The following is an 18,730-nucleotide window of genomic DNA, read 5'->3' as shown; positions in this document are numbered from 1 at the left end:
TTGCATTGAGGAACAGTCAATCAACTTGCCGCTACCCTCATCGCTCCGTCAACTTCAACTCGATACGCCTGTTCTGTGAACGCACATCCGGCGTGTCGCCCTCGGCGATAGGCTGAAATTCACCAAAACCGGCAGCAACCAAACGATTGGCCGGCACGCCTTTGGTGATCAGGTATTTCACCACGGAGGTCGCGCGCGCCGACGAAAGTTCCCAGTTGTCGCGATAACGGCCTGTGCCAGAGAGCGGCGCATTGTCCGTATGACCATCGACGCGCAGCACCCAGTTGATCTCGGCCGGGATTTCCTGCGCCAGTTCCAGAAGCGCCGATGCCAGCTTGTCCATCTCGACGCGGCCGGCATCGTCCAGTTCGTTGCCGCCGACCGGGAACAGCACTTCCGACTGGAAGACAAAACGGTCGCCGACGATGCGGATGTTTTCGCGGTCGGACAGGATTTCACGCAGACGGCCAAAGAAGTCGGACCGGTAGCGGTTGAGTTCCTGCACGCGCTGCGCCAGCGCAACGTTGAGGCGGCGACCGAGATCGGCGATACGCGCCTGCGATGACTGGTCCTTGGCTTCCGACGCCTGCAAGGCACCTTCGACAGCAGCGATCTGGGCGCGCAGTGCGGCGATCTGCTGGTTCAAAAGTTCGATCTGGCTCGAGGCGCGGGCAGAAATCTGCTTTTCCTGGCTAAGCTCATCAGTCAACCTGCCAACACGGGCATTGGCCGCATCGCCGGCACCAGCACCGCGATCGAGCAACGATTGCAGCCGCGTCCGTTCGTTCTCCGAGGTGACGAGTGAGGATTGCAGGTTGGCCAGCGTATCTTCGAGATCGGTCTTGCCGCTCTTTTCCAGCGCCAACAATTCCGTCAATTCGGAAATCTGGCTGTTCAGGCGGTTCAGCACCTCGTCGCGGCCGGATATTTCACGGCTCAGGATGAACTGCGCCAGCACGAAAACCGTGAGCAGGAACATGATGGCGAGCAGCAACGTCGACAGCGCGTCGACGAAACCCGGCCAATAATCGACGCCGCGCTCGCTGCGGCGGTTTCTGCCGAGCGCCATCGCTTATTTGCTCCCGCTTTTGTCGGTAGCCGGCTTTTCAGAGGCCAGCTTTTCGCTCAGCCGGTCGAGCGACTTGCGCATCGCCTTCGATTCCTCCTGCTGCGCCTCGATCCAGTCACGCAGCATCTGCTGTTCGCCGCGCATGTTCTTCACGAGGCCCTGAATGCCCTCGGCGAGATTGGCCATGGCCGACAGCGAACGTTCCGCCTGCGGCCCCCCTTGCGCCTGCGCCTGTGCGGTGGCCAGTTTCTGCAACTGTTCGGTCAGCGCACGCAGTTCATCGACGGAGGCAGGTGCGGCCGGCACGACGCCGGGGGTCACCAGATGCTGATGTTCGCTGCCGACTTCGGTCACGGAAGACAGCCAGTTTTCCAGTTCCGTATAAAACCGGTTCTGGGCGCGACCGGCCTGCAGGTCGAGGAAACCGAGGATCAGCGAACCGGAAAGACCCAGCAGAGAGGACGAGAACGCCGTGCCCATGCCGGACAGCGGCGCGGTCAGTCCGCTTTTCAGTGCGGTCAGGATATCGTTGTTATTGCCGGAGGCCGGGTCCAGGCCCTGAATAACCTCGCTGATCGAGCCGATCGTTTCGATCAGGCCCCAGAACGTGCCGAGCAGGCCGAGGAAAACGAGAAGGCCGATGAGGTAACGCGAGGTGTCGCGTTTTTCATCAAGCCGCGTGCCGATCGAATCGAGAATGGATTGCAGCGTCGCGGTCGACAGCGCCACCTTGCGGCGACGGCCGAGAAGCGCGCGCATCGGCGCCAGCAGTTTCGGCTCGCGACCCACCTTGTCGGCGCTGCCGGCGGCGCGGAACGAGTTGAACCAGCGCACTTCCGGGATAAGCGAAACGATCTGCGCATAGACCAGAAACACGCCGATCAGGAGAACGCCGAGAATCAGGCCGTTAAGGCCCGGATTGGTCATGAAGGCGTGCTGCGCCTGCCGGAACAGGATGGCGGCGATGAAACCGATGATGATCAGGAAGATCGTCATCGTCCACAGGAAGGGGATCGGGTTGGAAAGCTTGTGGCCGTAATCGCGCGGAGCAGATTCGGAAACGTCCACATCCCCCAAACTATCATTCGTCATAAAACAGCCTCCGCAAATCGTGAACGGAAGCTATTTTATAATTGCGACGAATTGAAGTGCCGAAGCACTGGAAAAGCATGAGGATTTTACCCCGCCCGGCAATCTGCCGGGGTGGGGCATCATATCATGCCGCGCTTTTTTAGCGGCTCGGAACCGGACGGTTGGAGACTTCGAGCAGCGCCTTCTGGATCAGTTCATTGCCGGCAACCACGGTCTTGGTCTCGAACATGTTCTGGCCGCCCTTCATGTCGGAGGCAAAACCGCCGGCTTCCTTGATGAGGATCAGGCCGGCAGCCATGTCCCACGGATGCAGTTCGGCTTCCCAGAAACCGTCGAGACGGCCGGCAGCGACATAAGCGAGATCGAGGGCGGCAGCGCCCATGCGGCGCACGCCGGCAACTTCGCCCATCACGTGGCGCAACTCAACGAGGAACTTGCCGTGATTGCCACGGCCGAGATGCGGCACGCCGCAACCGATAACGCAATCGGACAGAACGCGGCGGGCAGCCACGCGCAGGCGACGGTCATTGAGGAAGGCGCCACCGCCCTTTTCGGCAGTGAAGAGTTCGTCGGTCGCCGGATTGAAGATGACGCCGGCAACGATTTCGCCATTGCGCTCCAGCGCGATCGAAGTGGCAAACTGCGGAATGCCGTGCAGGAAGTTGGTGGTGCCGTCGAGCGGATCGACGATCCAGCGATGCGCGCCGTCGGTGCCCTTTTCCTCGCCGCCTTCCTCACCGAGGAAACCGTAGGTCGGACGCGCCTTCATCAGCTCGTCATGAACGATCTTTTCCGCCTTGAAATCAGCCTGCGAGACGAAATCGCCCGGTCCCTTGACGGAAACCTGCAGGTTCTGCACCTCGCCGAAATCGCGGGTGAGAGACTTGCCCGCCTTGACGGCAGCCTGAACCATGACGTTGAGAAGGGCGGAGCGTGCCATGCGGATATCCTTGGGATTTGCCCCGCGCACTCGTCGGGCGGGACGTCTTTTTGTCAGTTTGTCGTGATGTGCGGCTTCATGACCATAAAACCGCGAGAAATTCAAGTGAGGCGCGACATAGTTGACACTTGCCAGTTCATGTCACCTTTGCGACAAGCGCGCCAACACGGGCCGAACTTTCCGGCCGATGCCGCACCAGCAGGAGTTCAAAACTTGCCCATCGCATTGCCGCTGTTCGTCAGCCTTGGCCTGCTGATCACCATGAGTTCTCTTTCGATCGGGCTTGGCGTGGCGCTGCCGGCCGGCACCGAGCTGCCGATCCATTTCACGCTCTGGGGCGAACCAACGACATTCGCATCGGCGGGCGTGGCCTTGTCGGTCCTGCCTGCCGCTGCCGCGTTTGCCACGCTTGTGTTCGCGCTCGCGCCGAGGCTCGACAAGCGTGTTGCCGCCGTTCAGGGCCGCTATCTCATCCTGTGGCTGGCAACCGTGTTCATTCTCGCCATCGCCCACGGCTTCATCATCCGTGGCGCGCTGTTTGCGCTCAAGGCATCGCTGAACTGATCAGCTGCGGCGGAACCGGTTGGCCGCCTCGATCGCCTTTTTCTGCACGTCCTCGCTGATGCCGAGATAAAAATCCTCCAGCGCCGGATCGGGCAGACCGGCACGGCGCGACAACACATACCACTTGGCCGCCTCGACCGGATCCGGCCGCGTGCCGAGCGCATTGATATAAAGATGCGCCAGCTTGTTCTGGGCCACCACATTGCCACGCACGGCAGCGACCCTCAGCCAGGTGAAACCCTTGTCGAAATCGCGCTCGCCGCCGACGCCGTTCACCAGCCAGATGCCCATGTCGAGCTGCGCCGTATCGAAACCGGCCTTGGCGGCCCGCTCCAGAAATTCGCGTGCGCGCCGCGTCTTTTCCGGCGGCAGGTCCTTGATGGCCACATAAAGCTGCGACACCGCATATTGCGCATCCGCCAGCCCCTGCACCGCCGCCTTTTCATAATAGGGCAGAGCCAGCTTCAAACCCTTTTCGCCGGGGTTCTGGGAAATCAGGATCTGGCCCCAGTTGAACTGCGCGGACGAATTGCCGGCTTCGGCCGCCTTGTGCATGTATTCGTCGGCCTTGGCCTTGTCGTGTTTGACGCCGCGGCCGGAAATCAGCATCAGCGCATACTGGAACATCGCCGACGGATCGCCGCCCTCGGCGGCCTTTCCGAACCAGAACGCCGCCGAATTGATATCCTGCTTGATGCCCTGCCCACGCAGGGTCATTTCCGCGACCAGCGCCTGCGAGGCGGCATCGCCCTTTTCCGCCTTGGGAAGCGCGATCGAAAGCGCTGTCACGTAAAGTCCGCGCTGATAGGCGCCGTAAGCTTCATCGATCTTGCCCGTGAACGGTTTTTCCGGCGGCAGGTCCGGCAGTGCCGTTCCCATGCGCTGATAAAGCGTGATGCCGCTCGAAGGAATATCGCCGCCCTGCCCGTTTTCGCCGGCATCACGCGCACCGCGAAACGACTGCGCGCCGGTTTCGAGCGGGCGCGACACCGCGCGCGGTGGCGTTTTCGACTGCTGGGCCTCGGCGACGATCGGCACGAGCGCCGAGACGATTGCCATGGCGGGCATCAGTTTTTTGTACATCGATGGTTTACGGGCGCGGCTCATGAAGCTCATCAAGCGTCAAACCGTGGCGCTTTTTCGTCCAAGGACGCGTTGATTTGTTGAACGGCCGCACGCGGACCTTCCGGGTGCGAAAATACACCCAGGCGCATGGCCACGAATTCGGCGCCGGATTCGGCAACGATCACGGCAGAAGACGCGTCCGTGCCGCCCATGACGATGCAGGGAATTTCCACCATCGCCGCCCACCATTCGCCGAGCGCCACGTTTTTCGGATGCGCTTCCGGCTTGATGTCGCCATCCAGCTTGCCGAAGAAAATGTAATCCGGGCGCAACTCGCCGACTTCGAGCGCCTTGTGGCGATCGGCCGCCGCACCGGCGCCGACCATCAGTTTCGGCGTGAACTTTTCGATCGCCTCGCCAAGCTCTTCCAGCGGGCCGGTGATGTGCAGGCCATCGGCCTTGGAGCGACCGGCCACGCGGGTATCGCCACAGATCATCGCGGCGGCACCTGCCTCCTGAATAAGCGGCACCAGCTTTTCGGCGCGCGCCTGAAAGGCCTGCTCGGCCAGATCATATTGCGGTACGATCACCGATGCGACATCGCCGCCTTCAAGCGCTGCGGAAAGTTGCTCCACAAGCGCTGCGTCATCAGCCAGATCGGGCAGGATCAGCACGAGGCGGCAGCGGTCTTCGGATGCGGACATGGGTGTTTCCATTTCTTTGGTTGCGAGGCGAACCGTTTCCCGGCATCGCGCCCTCGCCTTGTTCTGGCAAATTCGATAAACCGGAGCGGCACAAGGATCAACACCGCTTCATGTTTCTCCCTTCGCTCGATTTCTTTCTGGCGGCCATCCCGGCCGTGATTCTCGTCGGTCTTTCCAAGGGCGGCCTTGGCGGCGCGCTGGCGCTGATGGGCGTGCCGCTGATGGCGCTGGTCGTCGGCCCGGTGGAAGCGGCGGCGATCTTTCTGCCCATCCTGATCGTCATGGATATCGTCGCATTGTGGGCATGGCGCAAATTCAACGACCGCAAAACGCTGCTGATGATCCTGCCCGGCGGCATTGTCGGCATCGCGCTCGGCTGGGCAACGTCTGCCATGGTCTCGGCCGATGCGCTGCGCGTCGTCATCGCGGTTGCCACCATTCTGTTCGCGCTGCGTTATTTCCAGCAGAAATGGATGACGCCCGCCGACCACGAAACTCCACCTTTGCCGCACCGGCCGGTGGCCGCGAACTTCTGGGGCATGCTGTCCGGTTATGCCAGTTTCGTCGCTCATGCCGGCGGCCCGCCCTTCCAGATCTATGTCATGCCGATGCGGCTTGATCCGCGTGCCTATACCGGTGCCAGCGTGCGCTTTTTCGCGCTGGTGAATGCGGTCAAAGTCGTTCCCTATTTCGCACTCGGCGCTTTCGATACGAAAAACCTGACCGCTTCCGCCACGCTTCTGCCTGTCGCCTTTCTCGCCACCATGGCCGGCGCCGCGCTGGTGCGGCGCATGAAGATAGAGCTGTTTTATCCGCTCATGTATGCGCTGGCGCTCGCCGCCGGTCTCAAGCTGCTCTGGGACGGCCTGATGTAAACACCTGCACACGAGAGTGTGACGGGAACAAACATCGCTGCGGTGCACAATGTGTCTTGCTGGGACAGGACCCATGCCCTAGCCTGCCCGCCATGACAGCGATTGATCCCTTCACAGCCATCGCCGACCCCAACCGGCGCCACCTGCTCGAGGAACTCCGGCGAGCGCCGAAAACCGTCAACGAACTGGCGAAGGGACTGCCGATCAGCCGTCCTGCGGTGTCGCAGCACCTGAAGGCCCTGCTCGATTGTAATCTGGTCACGGTGACATCCGAAGGCACACGCCGCATCTATGCGATCAATGTCGGCGGTTTCGACCGGCTGAACCTGTGGCTCGACCAGTTCTGGGGCGAAGACGCCTGAGCCCACCGTTCATTCTCTGCGTTAACCTGCTGAATTTCTTTGCCAACAAATGCCACTTAAGCATCTGTTTACCATAAATATTCTCCTCAGATCCCGAGAACGAAAAAGCCGCCGCTCAAACCATCTCATCATGGGCGATCCGGCGACGGCTCGAAACTCGTTACGTCTTAAATGGGATTAGTGACGCGTAGAACCTTTCAGGCGTTCCAGCTCATCTTTGATACGCAGCTTGCGTCTTTTGAGGTGGGCGATCGCCTGATCGTCCGTGGAGGGAGACGCAAGAACACTCTGAAGTTCGTCCTCAAGACCTTCGTGTTTCTTCTCAAGCGATGCAATATGAGCCTGTACGGTCATGTGGCATTTCCTTCCTTTTCGTACCTGCCTCCAGCCATCCAATCGGTTGGAGGCCTCAGGTTTACGAAGGAAGTGTGACACGATCCGGGTCCGTTGTCGAAGGTGAAATCTTGATAAGAACGGGGCAAAACCGTGGCATTGATAACGAATTATGATCGATTTCTAAAATTAAATTGCGTTCCGTTATTCCGCTACCACCGGCACGCTGAAATCGGCCCGATTTGGTGCTCGGCGCAAGCACCAAGCGACAACATCCGTTCACCATCGTGACGGAAGTTGTGATCAGCGGTAACCGTCACTTCATTTGACGCCTTGTCAGGCTAGTCCTTCTCACCTTTTGATGGTAGGAGCTTGCCCAATATTTAAGGGTCCAAAAGGGCCCGGGCATGAATGGGGACAAAGGTCATGGCCGATCAGGAGCAGGCGGATATCAGGCTCGCACTTGCACGCCTCCGTCAGGAGCACGAGGATTACGACGTCGCCATCAATGCCATGATCGAAGTCGGTGCCGAAGCTCTGCGCGTGCAGCGCATGAAAAAGAAGAAGCTGGCCATCAAGGACAAGATGACCCAGCTCGAAGACCAGATCCTTCCCGACATCATCGCCTGAAAGGTTTTGCCGTGACCGACAGACCCGCCGTCGCCATCATCATGGGTAGCCAGTCCGACTGGGAAACCATGAAGAACGCCGCCGATACACTTGATGCGCTCGACATCGGTTATGAAGCCCGCATCGTGTCTGCCCATCGCACGCCGGACCGCATGTATGAATTTGCCAAGGGCGCCCGCGACGAAGGTTTTAAGGTCATCATCGCCGGAGCCGGTGGTGCCGCTCACCTGCCGGGCATGACCGCATCGCTGACCCCGCTGCCTGTCTTCGGCGTGCCGGTGCAGTCCAAGACCATGAGCGGCCTCGACAGCCTTTATTCGATCGTGCAGATGCCGGGCGGTATTCCTGTCGGCACCATGGCCATCGGCCGCGCGGGCGCCATCAACGCCGCCCTCATGGCCGCCGCCGTACTGGCGCTGTCCGACGAAGATCTGGCCGACCGGCTGGACACCTACCGCGCCGAGCACACCGCATCGGTTGCCGAATATCCGAGCGACGAGGCTCCCTGACTCGAATGAGCAAGACCATGAAGACGATCGGCATTATCGGTGGCGGCCAGCTGGGCCGCATGCTGGCAATGGCCGCTGCCCGCCTGAATTTTTCCACCATCATTTTGGAACCGCAGGCCGATTGTCCCGCTGCCCAGGTAGCGAATGCTCAGATCACCGCCGCTTACGACGATCCGGCCGCATTGGCCGAACTGGCGAGCCGCTGCGATATCGTCACCTACGAATTCGAAAACGTGCCGGTGACCGCCGCCGAAACGCTGGCCCGTTCGGTCCCCGTCTATCCGCCGGCCAAGGCGCTGGATGTGGCGCAGGACCGCCTCACCGAAAAACGCTTCCTCAACAGCTGCGGCATCGAGACGGCCAAATTCCACGCCGTCAACAGCCAGACCGAACTGGAAACGGCACTTGCCGATTTCGGCGGACAGGGTGTCCTGAAAACCTGCCGCATGGGTTATGACGGCAAGGGCCAGCGCGTGTTTCGCGGCGGCGAAGACCTGACCGGCGCATTCGACGCGCTCGGCGGCGTGCCGCTCATCCTTGAAAGTTTTGTCGCCTTCGACCGCGAAGTCTCGATCATCGCTGCCCGTGGCATCGACGGTTCTGTCGAATGTTACGATCCAGCCGAAAACGTGCACCGCAACGGCATCCTCCACACCTCCACCCTGCCCGCCCGCATCGATGATGCGACGGCGCAGACCGCCCGTGACGCAGCGACAAAACTGCTGGCCGCACTCGATTATGTCGGCGTCATCGGCATGGAGTTTTTCGTGATGCCGGATGGCGGCCTGATCGCCAACGAGATCGCACCGCGCGTCCACAATTCCGGCCACTGGACGGAAGCGGCCTGCATCATCTCGCAATTCGAACAACACATCCGCGCCGTCGCTGGTCTAGCCCTCGGCAATCCGGTGCGTCATTCCGATTGCGTGATGACCAACCTGATCGGCGACGATATCGACGCGCTGCCGGAATGGCTGAAGAGCACGAACGTTTACGTTCATCTCTACGGCAAGGCCGAAGCCCGCCCCGGCCGCAAGATGGGCCATGTCACGCAGCTGGTCGATTAAGCCTGCTCCGCTCTCGGCTGCTTGATGAAACAGGTGGCCGACGCGCTTGCCAGCAGATTGCCGTCCGCATCCTTCAGTGTGCCCTCGGCTATGCCGATCGACCGCGAAAGATGCGTCACCCGCGCCTCGGCCACCACATCCTGATCACGCGGTACCGGCCGCATCATCTTTACCCCGAGATCGACCGTGCCGAAACCGATGCCGACATCGAGCATGCTGTGCACAGCGCAGCCTGTCACCGAGTCGAGCAATGTCGCGGCAAACCCGCCATGCACGCCGCCGAGCGGATTGAGATGGCGAGAATCGGCGCGGGCATGGATGACTATCCGCCCCTTTTCCACCTCCATGCCCTTCATTCCCATGGTCTGCGAGATGCTGGCGGCCGGAATCAGCCCCGCCGCGGAGGCCTGCAGCAGTTCCAGCCCCGTCATTTTCATGAAATCCACCACTCTTCCTCCCGTCAAACCATGTATGAGGGGCAGGATTTGCGTTCATTCCCGCATTGTCAATCGCGGTAAAGGCGCATCAACCTGTGGCAAAGCTGCGGAAAATCGGTGCCGACGCCACGAGAAGCCCCGGAAAACCGCGTCATATGGTTGACATGCGCCAACGCTGATTGTATCTCGACGCCAACCTAAAGGCGCGCCATCCTTTGATGAACAAAGCGGTGCGCTTTTGATTGATAGAGACAAGCGGCTTAACGGCCCACAGACTGCTGGATCAGTACAATGAAGATCAAGAACTCGCTTAAGGCGCTGAAGGCTCGTCACCGCGATAACCGTCTGGTTCGCCGCAAGGGCCGCATCTACATCATCAACAAGCAGAACCCGCGCTTCAAGGCTCGTCAGGGCTGATTGCGGATTGCGGCTTTCAACGGAAAGCCGCTGCTTATCACATTGTTGATAAAAGACCGATTTCGGTTTGATATTGAGCGCAGGCGGATTATCTTTTCCGCCATGCGCTTTTTCCGTTTTGCCACCCCGCTGGCCTTCGCCCTCGTTTCCATGCCGCTCGCCGGCCTGATCCCGCCTGGCCCCGCCTATGCGCAGGAAACCCCGAATGGCGCCGCACCGGGCAATAACGACCTGCCGGGCGTAACCATCCCGCCGCAATCCCATGCCCCCGATCAGCCGCTGCCGCCCCTGCCCGAGCGGCATGTGGAAACACCGCCGTCACCGGGAGCGAAACCACAGGAACAGCAGCAACAGGCGCAGACACCCCCAGCCCCTTTGGCCGCCCCGCCCACGGAAAACCTTTCACCAGCGGCAAAAATCGACAGCCTGCTTGCCCAACTGAAACGCGAGAGTAACCCGGACAAGGCAAAAAGCATTGCCGAAGAAATCCAGACCGATTGGAGCGAGTCGGGCAGCCCGACCGTCGACCTTCTGCTGCAATGGGCATCCGAGGCCGTGGAAAAGAAGAACAACGGCGCTGCGCTCGATTTCCTCGACCGCGCCACGATCATCGATCCCGATTTCACCGGCGCATGGCACCAGCGCGCCACGCTGCATTACACGATGGGCGATCCGCGCAAGGCGATGGCCGATATCAGTGAAGTGCTGAAACGCGAACCCCGCCATTTCGGCGCCATCGCCGGCATGGTCGCAATCCTCATGGAAGCAGAGGAAGATGGCGCAGCAGAAAAGGCGCTGGCGCAATATCTCGCCATCTACCCGGCCGACAGGCAAGCCCGCGAGCAGATGGAAAAACTCTCGGAAAAGATCGCCGGCAGCCGTACCTGATCGCTTGGCGCGGCCTGACCGGGCTTCCGCTTTCCGCAATGAGTCGTTTTCAAAACAATAATGACATCTGTGCGGCTGAAACTCGCCGCCCTATGTCTTCGTTATATCGAACATGCATCGCCGCGCCCCCGCCACCGAAAACCCCTCCAGACATTTTCTCCCGATGATCACAGCCCTGATCTGCATCGCTTTTCTTATCGCCGCCGCATTCGCCTTCACCGCATGGCAGTCAGCCGCCATAGAGCGGCGTTTTCCCAATATCGGCACCCTGACGGATGTCGGCGGTTACCGCATGAATGCGCTGCATGTGCCGGCCAGCGACAAGGCCGATCTGCCGCCTCTGGTGTTCATCCACGGTGCCAGCGGAAATCTTCGGGATCAGGAGGCGGCCTTTCTCGCCCCCTTGCGTGGGCGCGCCGAAATGCTGTTCATCGATCGCCCCGGCCACGGGTATTCCGAGCGCGGCGGACCTGAAAACGACACGCCGGACGGTCAGGCCGCCGCCATCGCCAAACTGATGGATGCCTACGGCATCAAACGCGCCATCATCGTTTCGCATTCCTTCGGCGGCGCGATTGCCGCCAGTTTTGCCGTCTTCCATCCGGAAAAGACGGCCGGCCTCGTTTTCCTATCCCCCGCCACCCATCCATGGCCGGGCGGCGTCGACTGGTATTACAGCCTCGCGCCAAAACCGGTAATCGGCTGGCTGTTCACCCGTCTCGTCTCGCTGCCGGCCGGAATGTTCCTGATGGATGGCGCCACCAAATCCGTGTTCAGCCCCAACCACCGCCGCGACCGCTATGTCGAGGAAGGCGCCCCCGCCCTTATCCTGCGCCCCGCCACCTTCCGCGCCAACGCCACCGATGTCTTCAATCTGCATGACTACGTGACCCGCATCGCGCCGCGCTACAAGGAGATCAAGGCCCCAACCGTGATCATCACGGGCGACAGCGACCCGGTCGTACTCGAAGAAATCCACTCGCAGGGCCTTGCCCGCGATATCGAAAGTTCTGAACTGATCATGGTCCACGGTCTCGGCCACAAGCCGGATTACGTCGTTACTGATCTCTGCATCGCGGCCATCGAAAAGGTGGCGGGGCTGGAGCGGGATTTGCAGGCGACGGCACGAGTGGCGGAGGCACGGTTGATGCAGAGCGGTGAGCCGGCCAAGCCGGCGGTGGGCGTAACGATCGAGCGGAACTGATCGCGTCGCTTACGGGCGCGCATGCCGATACACGAGATCGGCCGGATCATGCCGTGCCGCATCCTTGTCTAGCACCGCGCCCAGCCGTTCCGCCAAGCGGCACGAGGCCGCGTTTTCGGGATGGATGTAGCTCACGAGCGTCTCAAGCTTGAGCGTCCGAAAAGCCCAGTGGCGCATCCGGCTGGCTGCCTCGAATGCATATCCTTTGCCTTCGAAACCGTCGTAGAGCATCCAGCCAAGCTCGTGCTCGGGAAACAGCGGCCCGGCATTGATACCTACCTGACCGATACATTGTCCGGCGGCAGCCTCACCTTCGCCCGCCTCGATCATCAGCGAACCGTGCCCAAGAAGATGCCACTGCGCCACATCGTGGCAGAACATACCCCAGGCGATTGCCTCCTGATGCGGGCCGCCCATGTAGATGGAACGATCCGTGGCCATGAAGGCGCAATAGGCCGACCAGTCCTCCATGCGCGGCGCGCGCAGTGTCAGTCGGGTGCCGGCAAGTGTGGGGATCGCGGCAGTCGGCAAATGCATCGTCGAGAAACCCCTTGAAACAGAAACGGCCGGATTGCTCCGGCCGCTCGAATGTCGTGATCAAACCCGAGAAGGCTCAGGCAGCGCTCTGGCCGTCTTCGCCAATGTAGGCGATGCGGACCATGTTGGTGGCGCCCGGCGTGCCGAGCGGAACGCCGGCCGAGATGATGATGCGGTCGCCGGCCTTGCCGAACTGTTCTTCGGCAACGATGCGGCAGGCGCGGTTGACCATGTCGTCGAGGTCGGTCGCATCATGGGTAACCACACAGTGCAGGCCCCAGCAGACCGACAGGCGGCGTGCGGTCTGCACCTTCGGCGAAAGCGCCAGGATCGGAACGTTCGGGCGTTCGCGCGAGGCGCGAAGACCGGTCGTGCCCGACGAGGTGTAGGTGACGATGGCGGCCAGGTTCAGCGTTTCGGCAATCTGGCGGGCAGCGAGCGAAATCGCATCGGCACCGGTTGCCTCAGGCGTGGCGCGCTGTGCGTAGATGATGCTCGGGTAAAGCGGATCCTGCTCCACCTGATGCGCGATCGACGCCATCATCGACACGGCTTCGACCGGATACTGGCCGGAAGCCGATTCGGCCGACAGCATGACGGCGTCTGCGCCTTCGAACACGGCAATCGACACGTCCGACACTTCGGCGCGGGTCGGCACCGGGGCGGTGATCATCGATTCCAGCATCTGCGTGGCAACGACGACCGGCTTGCCGGCGCGGCGGCAGGCGCGGGTCAGCTGCTTCTGGATGCCCGGAACCATTTCGATCGGCATTTCGACACCGAGGTCGCCACGGGCAACCATCAGTGCGTCGGAAAGCTCGATGATTTCCTCGATGCGCTCGAGAGCCTGCGGCTTTTCGATCTTCGACATCAGGCCGACGCGACCACCGGAAATGCGACGCACTTCGACCAGATCTTCCGGGCGCTGCACGAAGGAGAGCGCAACCCAGTCGACATCGTCGGTGGCGAGAACGGCGTCCAGATCGGCGCGGTCCTTGTCGGTCAAAACGCCGACTTCGAGCAGCGTATCCGGCAGGCTGACGCCCTTGCGGTCGGAAATGCTGGTGCCGGCAACGACCGTACAGGTGATCGACTTGCCATCCACCGCCGTTGCCTTCAGCGCCAGCTTGCCGTCGTCGATCAGCAGGCGGTCGCCAACCTTCACGGAAGACAGGATTTCCGGATGCGGCAGGAATACGCGGTTTTCGTCGCCCGGCTCTTCATTGTTGTCGAGCGTAAAGGTCTGACCGGGGGCCAGCGTCACCTTGGTATTGGCGAACTTGCCGACGCGCAGTTTCGGGCCCTGAAGGTCGGCGAGAATGCCGATCGGGCGGCCGGAGCGGGCTTCAACGGCACGAATACGCGTGATCAGCGTGCGCATCATGTCGTGGCTGGCATGGCTCATGTTGATACGAAAGAGATCGGCGCCGGCTTCGTGCAGCTTCTCGATCATCGCCTCTTCGGACGATGCCGGACCGAGAGTTGCAAGAATTTTTACCTTGCGATTACGCTTCATCAGTTCTGGCCTTCTTGCGCGCCGGGTGTGTCGGAAAGCTGGACCATCCAGCTCCCCTGCCGGCCTGTGTCATATTCCTTGAAGCCCATCTTCTGGTAACCGCGGGCAAAGCAGTCTCCGACACCGGTAATCTTGAATTCGTTCTCGGCGACGCACATGCTGACTTCGCCGGTCCAACGGCCACCACGGGCTGAATCCTCGGCATAGAGATAATAATAACGTGATTCCAATTCGCCCTCGATGAGAGTGGCGCAGCTCGAGGCAGGAACCTGCCACCAGCCTTCGGAAATCCATCCTTCCTGGGCGCGGTAACCGATACCGACACCGACGAGATTCTGGGTTCCGTTACACACACGGAAATCGGCGCGCGCTTCGCTGGGCGCGAAAAGCGACACGCCAGCGGCAAGCGCCAGCCCGAAAAGAGTTGGCGACAAAAGGGCGGACATGGAGAACAAGGACGATTTTGACACGGTGTGTGGCGGGGTCCCCTGCTAAATCAGATGCGACTGTCTTGGCGCGATGACGACCGAAAGTCAAACGAAAGTCTAATCGTTTAGCGTCCGTTTGAGAGCCGAATCCTTGTGTTTATGACGCCTTCGCCTTGCCTATCCGCAATCTGCGTGCGATCAAGCTCGCGATTAAAAATCACACAAAACAAACAATTGGTAAGTCGGGCAGCCAGCAATGCAGGACTTCGGTTCCTACGAAATTCTACAGGGAAATTATGACGGCGGGATGGTGCTGCTCGCAGATCACGCCATGAACCGGCTGCCACCCGGTTATGGTTCGCTCGGTCTCGATGAAGCCACCTTCGCACGCCACATCGCCTATGACATCGGCATCGAGGGCCTCACCCGCCGGCTGGCCGCCATGCTCGACATTCCGGCCGTGCTTTGCGGTTTCTCAAGACTGCTGATCGACCCGAACAGAGGCGAGGACGACCCGACCCTGATCATGCGCATTTCCGATGGCGCAATCATTCCGGGAAACCATCCGATCACAAACAGCGAATGGGAGCATAGACTTAACAGCTTCCACCGGCCCTATCATCAGGCCGTCGATTTGACGATCGTCAAAACCGCAGAAAAAAGCGGCAAAACGCCGCTGGTTCTGTCTCTCCACTCCTTTACGCCGACCTGGAAGGGAATTCCTCGCCCCTGGCACGCGTCCGTCCTGTGGGACAGCGATCACCGCGCCGTTCAACCGCTTCTCGACATGTTGCGCGCCGACCCGAACCTGTTCATCGGTGACAACGAGCCTTATGATGGCGCCTTGAAGAACGACACCATGTATCGCCATTGCATGCGCCCCGGCATTCCGCATGCGCTTCTGGAAGTGCGGCAGGATTTGATCGGTGATGACAGGGGCATGGACGAATGGGCCGAGCGGCTGGCGCCGATATTTGCGAAAATGAATGCCGATCCGGCATTGCACGAAACGAAGATTTTTCCGTCGCGCACCGGTCCCTACCCGGCCTGAACGACGCAGACATGAATAAGGAGATCGCATGATGAGCGAACTTACCGAACAGCAGAAAACCGAACTCGAGGCCGCAGCCTTCCGCCGGCTGGTGAGCCATCTGCGCGAACGCAGCGACGTTCAGAATATCGACATGATGAATCTCGCCGGTTTCTGCCGTAACTGCCTGTCCAACTGGTATCTCGACGCGGCGCAGGAAAAGGGCATCATGCTCACCAAGGACGCCTCGCGCGAAATCGTCTACGGCATGCCGTATGAGGATTGGAAAAACCTGCATCAGGGTGAAGCGTCCGACGCTCAAAAAGCCGCATTCGAGAGCAACAAGCCCTCCCACGGGTAAGCCCATGCGCGATTTGGCTTGACCTTGCCCGCACTTCACGGCAGGTGACACCACCCGTAAAATTGTCGAGACTATTTAGGAGGCCCCGATGTCTGATGCCCATGGCGTCGCCCGCGACCAACTCCGCGCCTTTATCGAGCGCATCGAAAGACTGGAAGAAGAAAAGAAGACTATCGCCGACGACATCAAGGATGTCTATGGCGAGGCAAAGTCGATGGGCTACGATACCAAGATCATGAAAAAGGTCATCGCCCTTCGCAAGAAGGACGACCAGGAGCGCATGGAAGAGGATCTCATCCTCGACACCTACCTCTCCGCTCTCGGCATGATCCCGGGCGCCGGCACCGAGGAAGAAGAAGCAGCCTGATCGGCTGCCTTCATCTCCGGACTTTTCATAAAAGGGCGGCAGCGTTTTTCGCGGCCGCCCTTTTCCGTTTCCGTTTCAGGCCGATTTTTCGTTTTCTGCCAGAGCCCTCAACCTCGCCACATCGCGCACCAGCAGTTTCTGGCGCCCGCCGGTCACCAGCCCCCTGCCTTCCCAGGCACTCAGGATGCGTGACACGGTGTGAAGCGTCGTGCCCGTCAGCTCCGCAATGTCCTGCCGGGTGATCGGGAAATCGATGCGCAAACCATCGCCCTCCTCGCGCCCCGCCTGCTCGCTCAGCCGCAGCACCGCATGCGCCACCCGCCGCTCCACGTCCTCGGTCGAAATTTCGCGAATGCGCGTATGGGCCTCCTGCAGGCGCTGGCCGATCGCCGTCATCGCCGTGACGGCCAGCCGCGGATTTTGCTCGATCATCTGCGACCACAGATCCATCGGCCAGCAAAGAGCCACGGCTTCGGACACACAAAGCGCCGTGCCAGGGTAATCGGTTCGCTGCAGAGCCTTGGCGATCCCGAAAAGATCACCGGGATTGACCATGCGCACGATCACCTGCTCGCCCTGCGGCGTAACCTGGCTCACCTTCAGCCGGCCATTCAGAAGCAGAAAGAAATGCGAGGCCGGCGAGCCCTGATCGAACACCGCATCGCCCACGGCGATCCGCCGCGAAACTGCATGTGAAAGCATCACCTCGATATCGCCATCGGCCATGTCGGCGAAAAGCGGAAGGTGTTTGACCAGACCGATATCGAGCTTCACATCCGACCTCCATATTGACCCGCCTCTGCAAGCCTTGGGACCTGACTAACTGCCTCATCTTCATTTTGCTTGCGATTCATCAACGAAAGCCGGAAATTTTCAAGCCAGATCAGGCGAGCATCTTCAGGAGCCTCGCCATGTCCCCCATCGACCAGAGCATTCCCACCCGACGCGGCGCCGTTCCGCGCGGACTTCTGCAGACCGGGCCGGTGCTGTTTTCCTACGGCTTTCGACCGTTTTTCCTCGGCGGCGCCATCTGGGCCTGCATCACCATGGTTCTGTGGATCACGGCGCTTACCGGCCAGATCGAAATCGCTGACGCTTACGGGCTTTACGCCTGGCACGCGCATGAAATGCTGTTCGGTTTCGGCAGCGCCATTCTCGCCGGCTTTTTCCTCACCGCCGTTCCCAACTGGACGGGCCGCCTGCCCGTTTCCGGCTGGCCGCTCGCCGGGTTGTTTTCGCTCTGGTGCCTTGGCCGGCTCGCCATGCTCGCGCCGGACGTGATCGGTGTATTACCGGCCGCAATGCTGGATGCGCTCTTCCTGCCCGCACTCCTCATCATCAGCGCCCGCGAAATCATCGCCGGCAAGCAGTGGAAGAACCTGAAAGTGCTGATCGGGGTTGGTGTGCTCACCGCCGCCAATCTCGGTTTTCACTACGAAACCATTGCCATCGGCGCGCCGGATTACGCCTCGCGCTTCGGCATTTCCGCCTATATCGCCCTCGTCTGCGTCATCGGTGGCCGCATCATCCCGAGCTTTACCCGCAACTGGCTGGCCAAACAGGGCGCGACGCGGTTTCCAACACCCTTCGACCGTTTCGACATGATCACCATACTCACGTCGGTAGCGGCACTTCTCATCTGGTCCGTATCGCCGGAAGGACGCATCACAGCTATCGCCGCAGGCATTGCCGCCGCGATACAATTTGCCCGCCTCTATCGCTGGCGCGGCTGGACGACGACGCGCGAAACGCTGGTGACCATCCTCCATGTCGCCTATCTGTTCGTGCCGCTTGGTTTCATGGCCATCGCTGCTGCCGCACTCGGCTGGATCGACCGGGCATCGGCCATGCATGTTCTGACCGTCGGCACGATGTCGGGCATGATGCTGGCCGTCATGACCCGCGCCACACGCGGCCATACCGGCCGGCAGTTGACGGCATCGAAAATGACGAACCTCTGCTACGCCGCCATTCTTCTCTGCGCGCTGATCCGCCCGCTCTCCGCCATCCTGTCCGCGCATCTCGACGTGATCTATGCGTCGGCCGGCCTGCTCTGGCTATCAGCATTCGGGCTTTATCTCATCGAATACGGCCCGATGCTGATACGCGTTCGCCGCCAGACGATGGGCTGAACCGCAGGGCTATCGCATATGGCACTCGGACGGTGCGCCCAGCCGATCTCCGCCCTTGAGGGGGAGATGTCCGGCAGGACAGAGGGGGTGTTTCTGGTGTGAAGGCCGCTTTCGAAACATCTGCCGCACCGTTGCTCCCCCCCTCTGTCACCTTTCGGTGACATCTCCCCCAAGGGGGGAGATCATTTGGAGCAAGCTGCACC

The 18,730-nt window shown here is 60.7% G+C and carries 24 protein-coding genes; 13 read left to right on the top strand and 11 right to left on the bottom strand.

What is annotated here, in order from left to right; genetic code table 11:
• Positions 1 to 37: 37 nt before the first annotated feature.
• The 3 genes from J2T09_RS04705 to J2T09_RS04695 all read right to left on the bottom strand — a co-directional run bounded on the left by J2T09_RS04705 (position 38) and on the right by J2T09_RS04695 (position 3,101).
• On the bottom strand, positions 38 to 1,069 hold the full coding sequence (locus tag J2T09_RS04705; protein ID WP_306831622.1) for a peptidoglycan -binding protein: 1,032 nt from the start codon (positions 1,067 to 1,069) through the stop codon (positions 38 to 40).
• Between the two features lie 3 nt (positions 1,070 to 1,072).
• A complete protein-coding gene (locus J2T09_RS04700; RefSeq protein ID WP_306831620.1) occupies positions 1,073 to 2,161 on the bottom strand; it encodes a flagellar motor protein MotA in 1,089 nt (362 codons plus the stop codon).
• Positions 2,162 to 2,300: 139 nt separating this feature from the next.
• Positions 2,301 to 3,101: an inositol monophosphatase family protein gene (locus J2T09_RS04695; RefSeq protein WP_306831618.1), complete on the bottom strand. Its 801-nt coding sequence runs from the start codon at positions 3,099 to 3,101 to the stop codon at positions 2,301 to 2,303.
• 213 nt (positions 3,102 to 3,314) lie between these two features.
• On the opposite strand from J2T09_RS04695, the gene J2T09_RS04690 reads away from it, so the two are divergent.
• On the top strand, positions 3,315 to 3,665 hold the full coding sequence (locus J2T09_RS04690; protein ID WP_306831616.1) for a hypothetical protein: 351 nt from the start codon (positions 3,315 to 3,317) through the stop codon (positions 3,663 to 3,665).
• Here J2T09_RS04690 and J2T09_RS04685 read toward each other — a convergent pair whose 3' ends face one another.
• Positions 3,666 to 4,772: a tetratricopeptide repeat protein gene (locus J2T09_RS04685; protein ID WP_306831615.1), complete on the bottom strand. Its 1,107-nt coding sequence runs from the start codon at positions 4,770 to 4,772 to the stop codon at positions 3,666 to 3,668.
• Positions 4,773 to 4,780: 8 nt separating this feature from the next.
• Positions 4,781 to 5,434 (bottom strand): thiamine phosphate synthase, encoded by a 654-nt coding sequence (locus J2T09_RS04680; protein ID WP_306831613.1) that lies wholly within the window; start codon positions 5,432 to 5,434, stop codon positions 4,781 to 4,783.
• A gap of 110 nt (positions 5,435 to 5,544) precedes the next feature.
• Between J2T09_RS04680 and J2T09_RS04675 the strand changes: the two genes are divergently transcribed.
• Both J2T09_RS04675 and J2T09_RS04670 read left to right on the top strand, forming a co-directional pair.
• Positions 5,545 to 6,309: a sulfite exporter TauE/SafE family protein gene (locus tag J2T09_RS04675; RefSeq protein WP_306831610.1), complete on the top strand. Its 765-nt coding sequence runs from the start codon at positions 5,545 to 5,547 to the stop codon at positions 6,307 to 6,309.
• 92 nt (positions 6,310 to 6,401) lie between these two features.
• Complete coding sequence (locus tag J2T09_RS04670; protein WP_306831609.1) at positions 6,402 to 6,671, top strand: ArsR/SmtB family transcription factor; 270 nt, start codon at positions 6,402 to 6,404, stop codon at positions 6,669 to 6,671.
• Positions 6,672 to 6,848: 177 nt separating this feature from the next.
• On the opposite strand, the gene J2T09_RS04665 is transcribed toward J2T09_RS04670, so the two are convergent.
• A complete protein-coding gene (locus J2T09_RS04665) occupies positions 6,849 to 7,025 on the bottom strand; it encodes a YdcH family protein (protein ID WP_306831607.1) in 177 nt (58 codons plus the stop codon).
• A gap of 405 nt (positions 7,026 to 7,430) precedes the next feature.
• Between J2T09_RS04665 and J2T09_RS04660 the strand changes: the two genes are divergently transcribed.
• Genes J2T09_RS04660 through J2T09_RS04650 form a run of 3 tightly spaced genes read left to right on the top strand, consistent with a single transcriptional unit; the run spans position 7,431 to position 9,210 of the window.
• Positions 7,431 to 7,634, top strand: coding sequence for a YdcH family protein (locus tag J2T09_RS04660; RefSeq protein ID WP_306831605.1), 204 nt, complete (start codon positions 7,431 to 7,433; stop codon positions 7,632 to 7,634).
• A gap of 41 nt (positions 7,635 to 7,675) precedes the next feature.
• Complete coding sequence (gene purE / locus J2T09_RS04655) at positions 7,676 to 8,143, top strand: 5-(carboxyamino)imidazole ribonucleotide mutase (protein ID WP_306831698.1); 468 nt, start codon at positions 7,676 to 7,678, stop codon at positions 8,141 to 8,143.
• Positions 8,144 to 8,148: 5 nt separating this feature from the next.
• Entirely contained in the window at positions 8,149 to 9,210 is a 1,062-nt protein-coding gene (locus tag J2T09_RS04650) for a 5-(carboxyamino)imidazole ribonucleotide synthase (RefSeq protein WP_306831604.1), read from the top strand.
• Here J2T09_RS04650 and J2T09_RS04645 read toward each other — a convergent pair.
• Positions 9,207 to 9,647: a PaaI family thioesterase gene (locus J2T09_RS04645; RefSeq protein ID WP_306831696.1), complete on the bottom strand. Its 441-nt coding sequence runs from the start codon at positions 9,645 to 9,647 to the stop codon at positions 9,207 to 9,209. The genes J2T09_RS04650 and J2T09_RS04645 overlap by 4 nt on opposite strands.
• A gap of 291 nt (positions 9,648 to 9,938) precedes the next feature.
• On the opposite strand from J2T09_RS04645, the gene ykgO reads away from it, so the two are divergent.
• The 3 genes from ykgO (at position 9,939) to J2T09_RS04630 (ending at position 12,156) form a co-directional block, all read left to right on the top strand.
• Positions 9,939 to 10,064 (top strand): type B 50S ribosomal protein L36, encoded by a 126-nt coding sequence (gene ykgO / locus J2T09_RS04640; protein ID WP_006726873.1) that lies wholly within the window; start codon positions 9,939 to 9,941, stop codon positions 10,062 to 10,064.
• A gap of 102 nt (positions 10,065 to 10,166) precedes the next feature.
• Positions 10,167 to 10,952 carry a tetratricopeptide repeat protein gene (locus tag J2T09_RS04635; protein ID WP_306831576.1) on the top strand — a complete coding sequence of 262 codons (786 nt, stop codon included), beginning with the start codon at positions 10,167 to 10,169 and terminating at the stop codon, positions 10,950 to 10,952.
• A 163-nt stretch (positions 10,953 to 11,115) separates the two neighbouring features.
• Positions 11,116 to 12,156: an alpha/beta fold hydrolase gene (locus tag J2T09_RS04630; protein WP_306831574.1), complete on the top strand. Its 1,041-nt coding sequence runs from the start codon at positions 11,116 to 11,118 to the stop codon at positions 12,154 to 12,156.
• Positions 12,157 to 12,165: 9 nt separating this feature from the next.
• On the opposite strand, the gene J2T09_RS04625 is transcribed toward J2T09_RS04630, so the two are convergent.
• From J2T09_RS04625 to J2T09_RS04615, 3 genes are all read right to left on the bottom strand, one after another.
• Positions 12,166 to 12,693, bottom strand: coding sequence for a GNAT family N-acetyltransferase (locus J2T09_RS04625; protein ID WP_306831572.1), 528 nt, complete (start codon positions 12,691 to 12,693; stop codon positions 12,166 to 12,168).
• 76 nt (positions 12,694 to 12,769) lie between these two features.
• Complete coding sequence (gene pyk / locus J2T09_RS04620; protein ID WP_306831570.1) at positions 12,770 to 14,209, bottom strand: pyruvate kinase; 1,440 nt, start codon at positions 14,207 to 14,209, stop codon at positions 12,770 to 12,772.
• On the bottom strand, positions 14,209 to 14,655 hold the full coding sequence (locus J2T09_RS04615) for a DUF1036 domain-containing protein (RefSeq protein WP_306831693.1): 447 nt from the start codon (positions 14,653 to 14,655) through the stop codon (positions 14,209 to 14,211). Before J2T09_RS04615 ends, pyk begins: the two co-directional genes overlap by 1 nt.
• Before the next feature lie 238 nt (positions 14,656 to 14,893).
• Here J2T09_RS04615 and J2T09_RS04610 point away from each other — a divergent pair, with 238 nt between their 5' ends.
• The 3 genes from J2T09_RS04610 (at position 14,894) to J2T09_RS04600 (ending at position 16,395) form a co-directional block, all read left to right on the top strand.
• A complete protein-coding gene (locus tag J2T09_RS04610) occupies positions 14,894 to 15,688 on the top strand; it encodes an N-formylglutamate amidohydrolase (protein ID WP_306831568.1) in 795 nt (264 codons plus the stop codon).
• Between the two features lie 31 nt (positions 15,689 to 15,719).
• A complete protein-coding gene (locus tag J2T09_RS04605; protein WP_306831691.1) occupies positions 15,720 to 16,028 on the top strand; it encodes a DUF1244 domain-containing protein in 309 nt (102 codons plus the stop codon).
• An 88-nt stretch (positions 16,029 to 16,116) separates the two neighbouring features.
• Positions 16,117 to 16,395 carry a DUF2312 domain-containing protein gene (locus tag J2T09_RS04600; protein ID WP_139677141.1) on the top strand — a complete coding sequence of 93 codons (279 nt, stop codon included), beginning with the start codon at positions 16,117 to 16,119 and terminating at the stop codon, positions 16,393 to 16,395.
• 75 nt (positions 16,396 to 16,470) lie between these two features.
• Here the strand turns inward: J2T09_RS04600 and J2T09_RS04595 are convergent, their stop codons facing one another.
• Complete coding sequence (locus J2T09_RS04595; RefSeq protein WP_373458375.1) at positions 16,471 to 17,121, bottom strand: Crp/Fnr family transcriptional regulator; 651 nt, start codon at positions 17,119 to 17,121, stop codon at positions 16,471 to 16,473.
• A 185-nt stretch (positions 17,122 to 17,306) separates the two neighbouring features.
• Here J2T09_RS04595 and J2T09_RS04590 point away from each other — a divergent pair, with 185 nt between their 5' ends.
• The gene (locus tag J2T09_RS04590) at positions 17,307 to 18,527 is read left to right on the top strand and encodes an NnrS family protein (protein WP_306831561.1); all 1,221 of its coding nucleotides are present in this window, start codon (positions 17,307 to 17,309) and stop codon (positions 18,525 to 18,527) included.
• Positions 18,528 to 18,730: the final 203 nt, after the last annotated feature.

The organism is Neorhizobium huautlense (assembly GCF_030811685.1).
Taxonomy (GTDB): Bacteria; Pseudomonadota; Alphaproteobacteria; order Rhizobiales; family Rhizobiaceae; genus Neorhizobium; species Neorhizobium huautlense_A.
The sequence above is the reverse complement of the archived record's forward strand: the minus strand, read 5'-3'. Positions and strand labels throughout refer to the sequence as shown.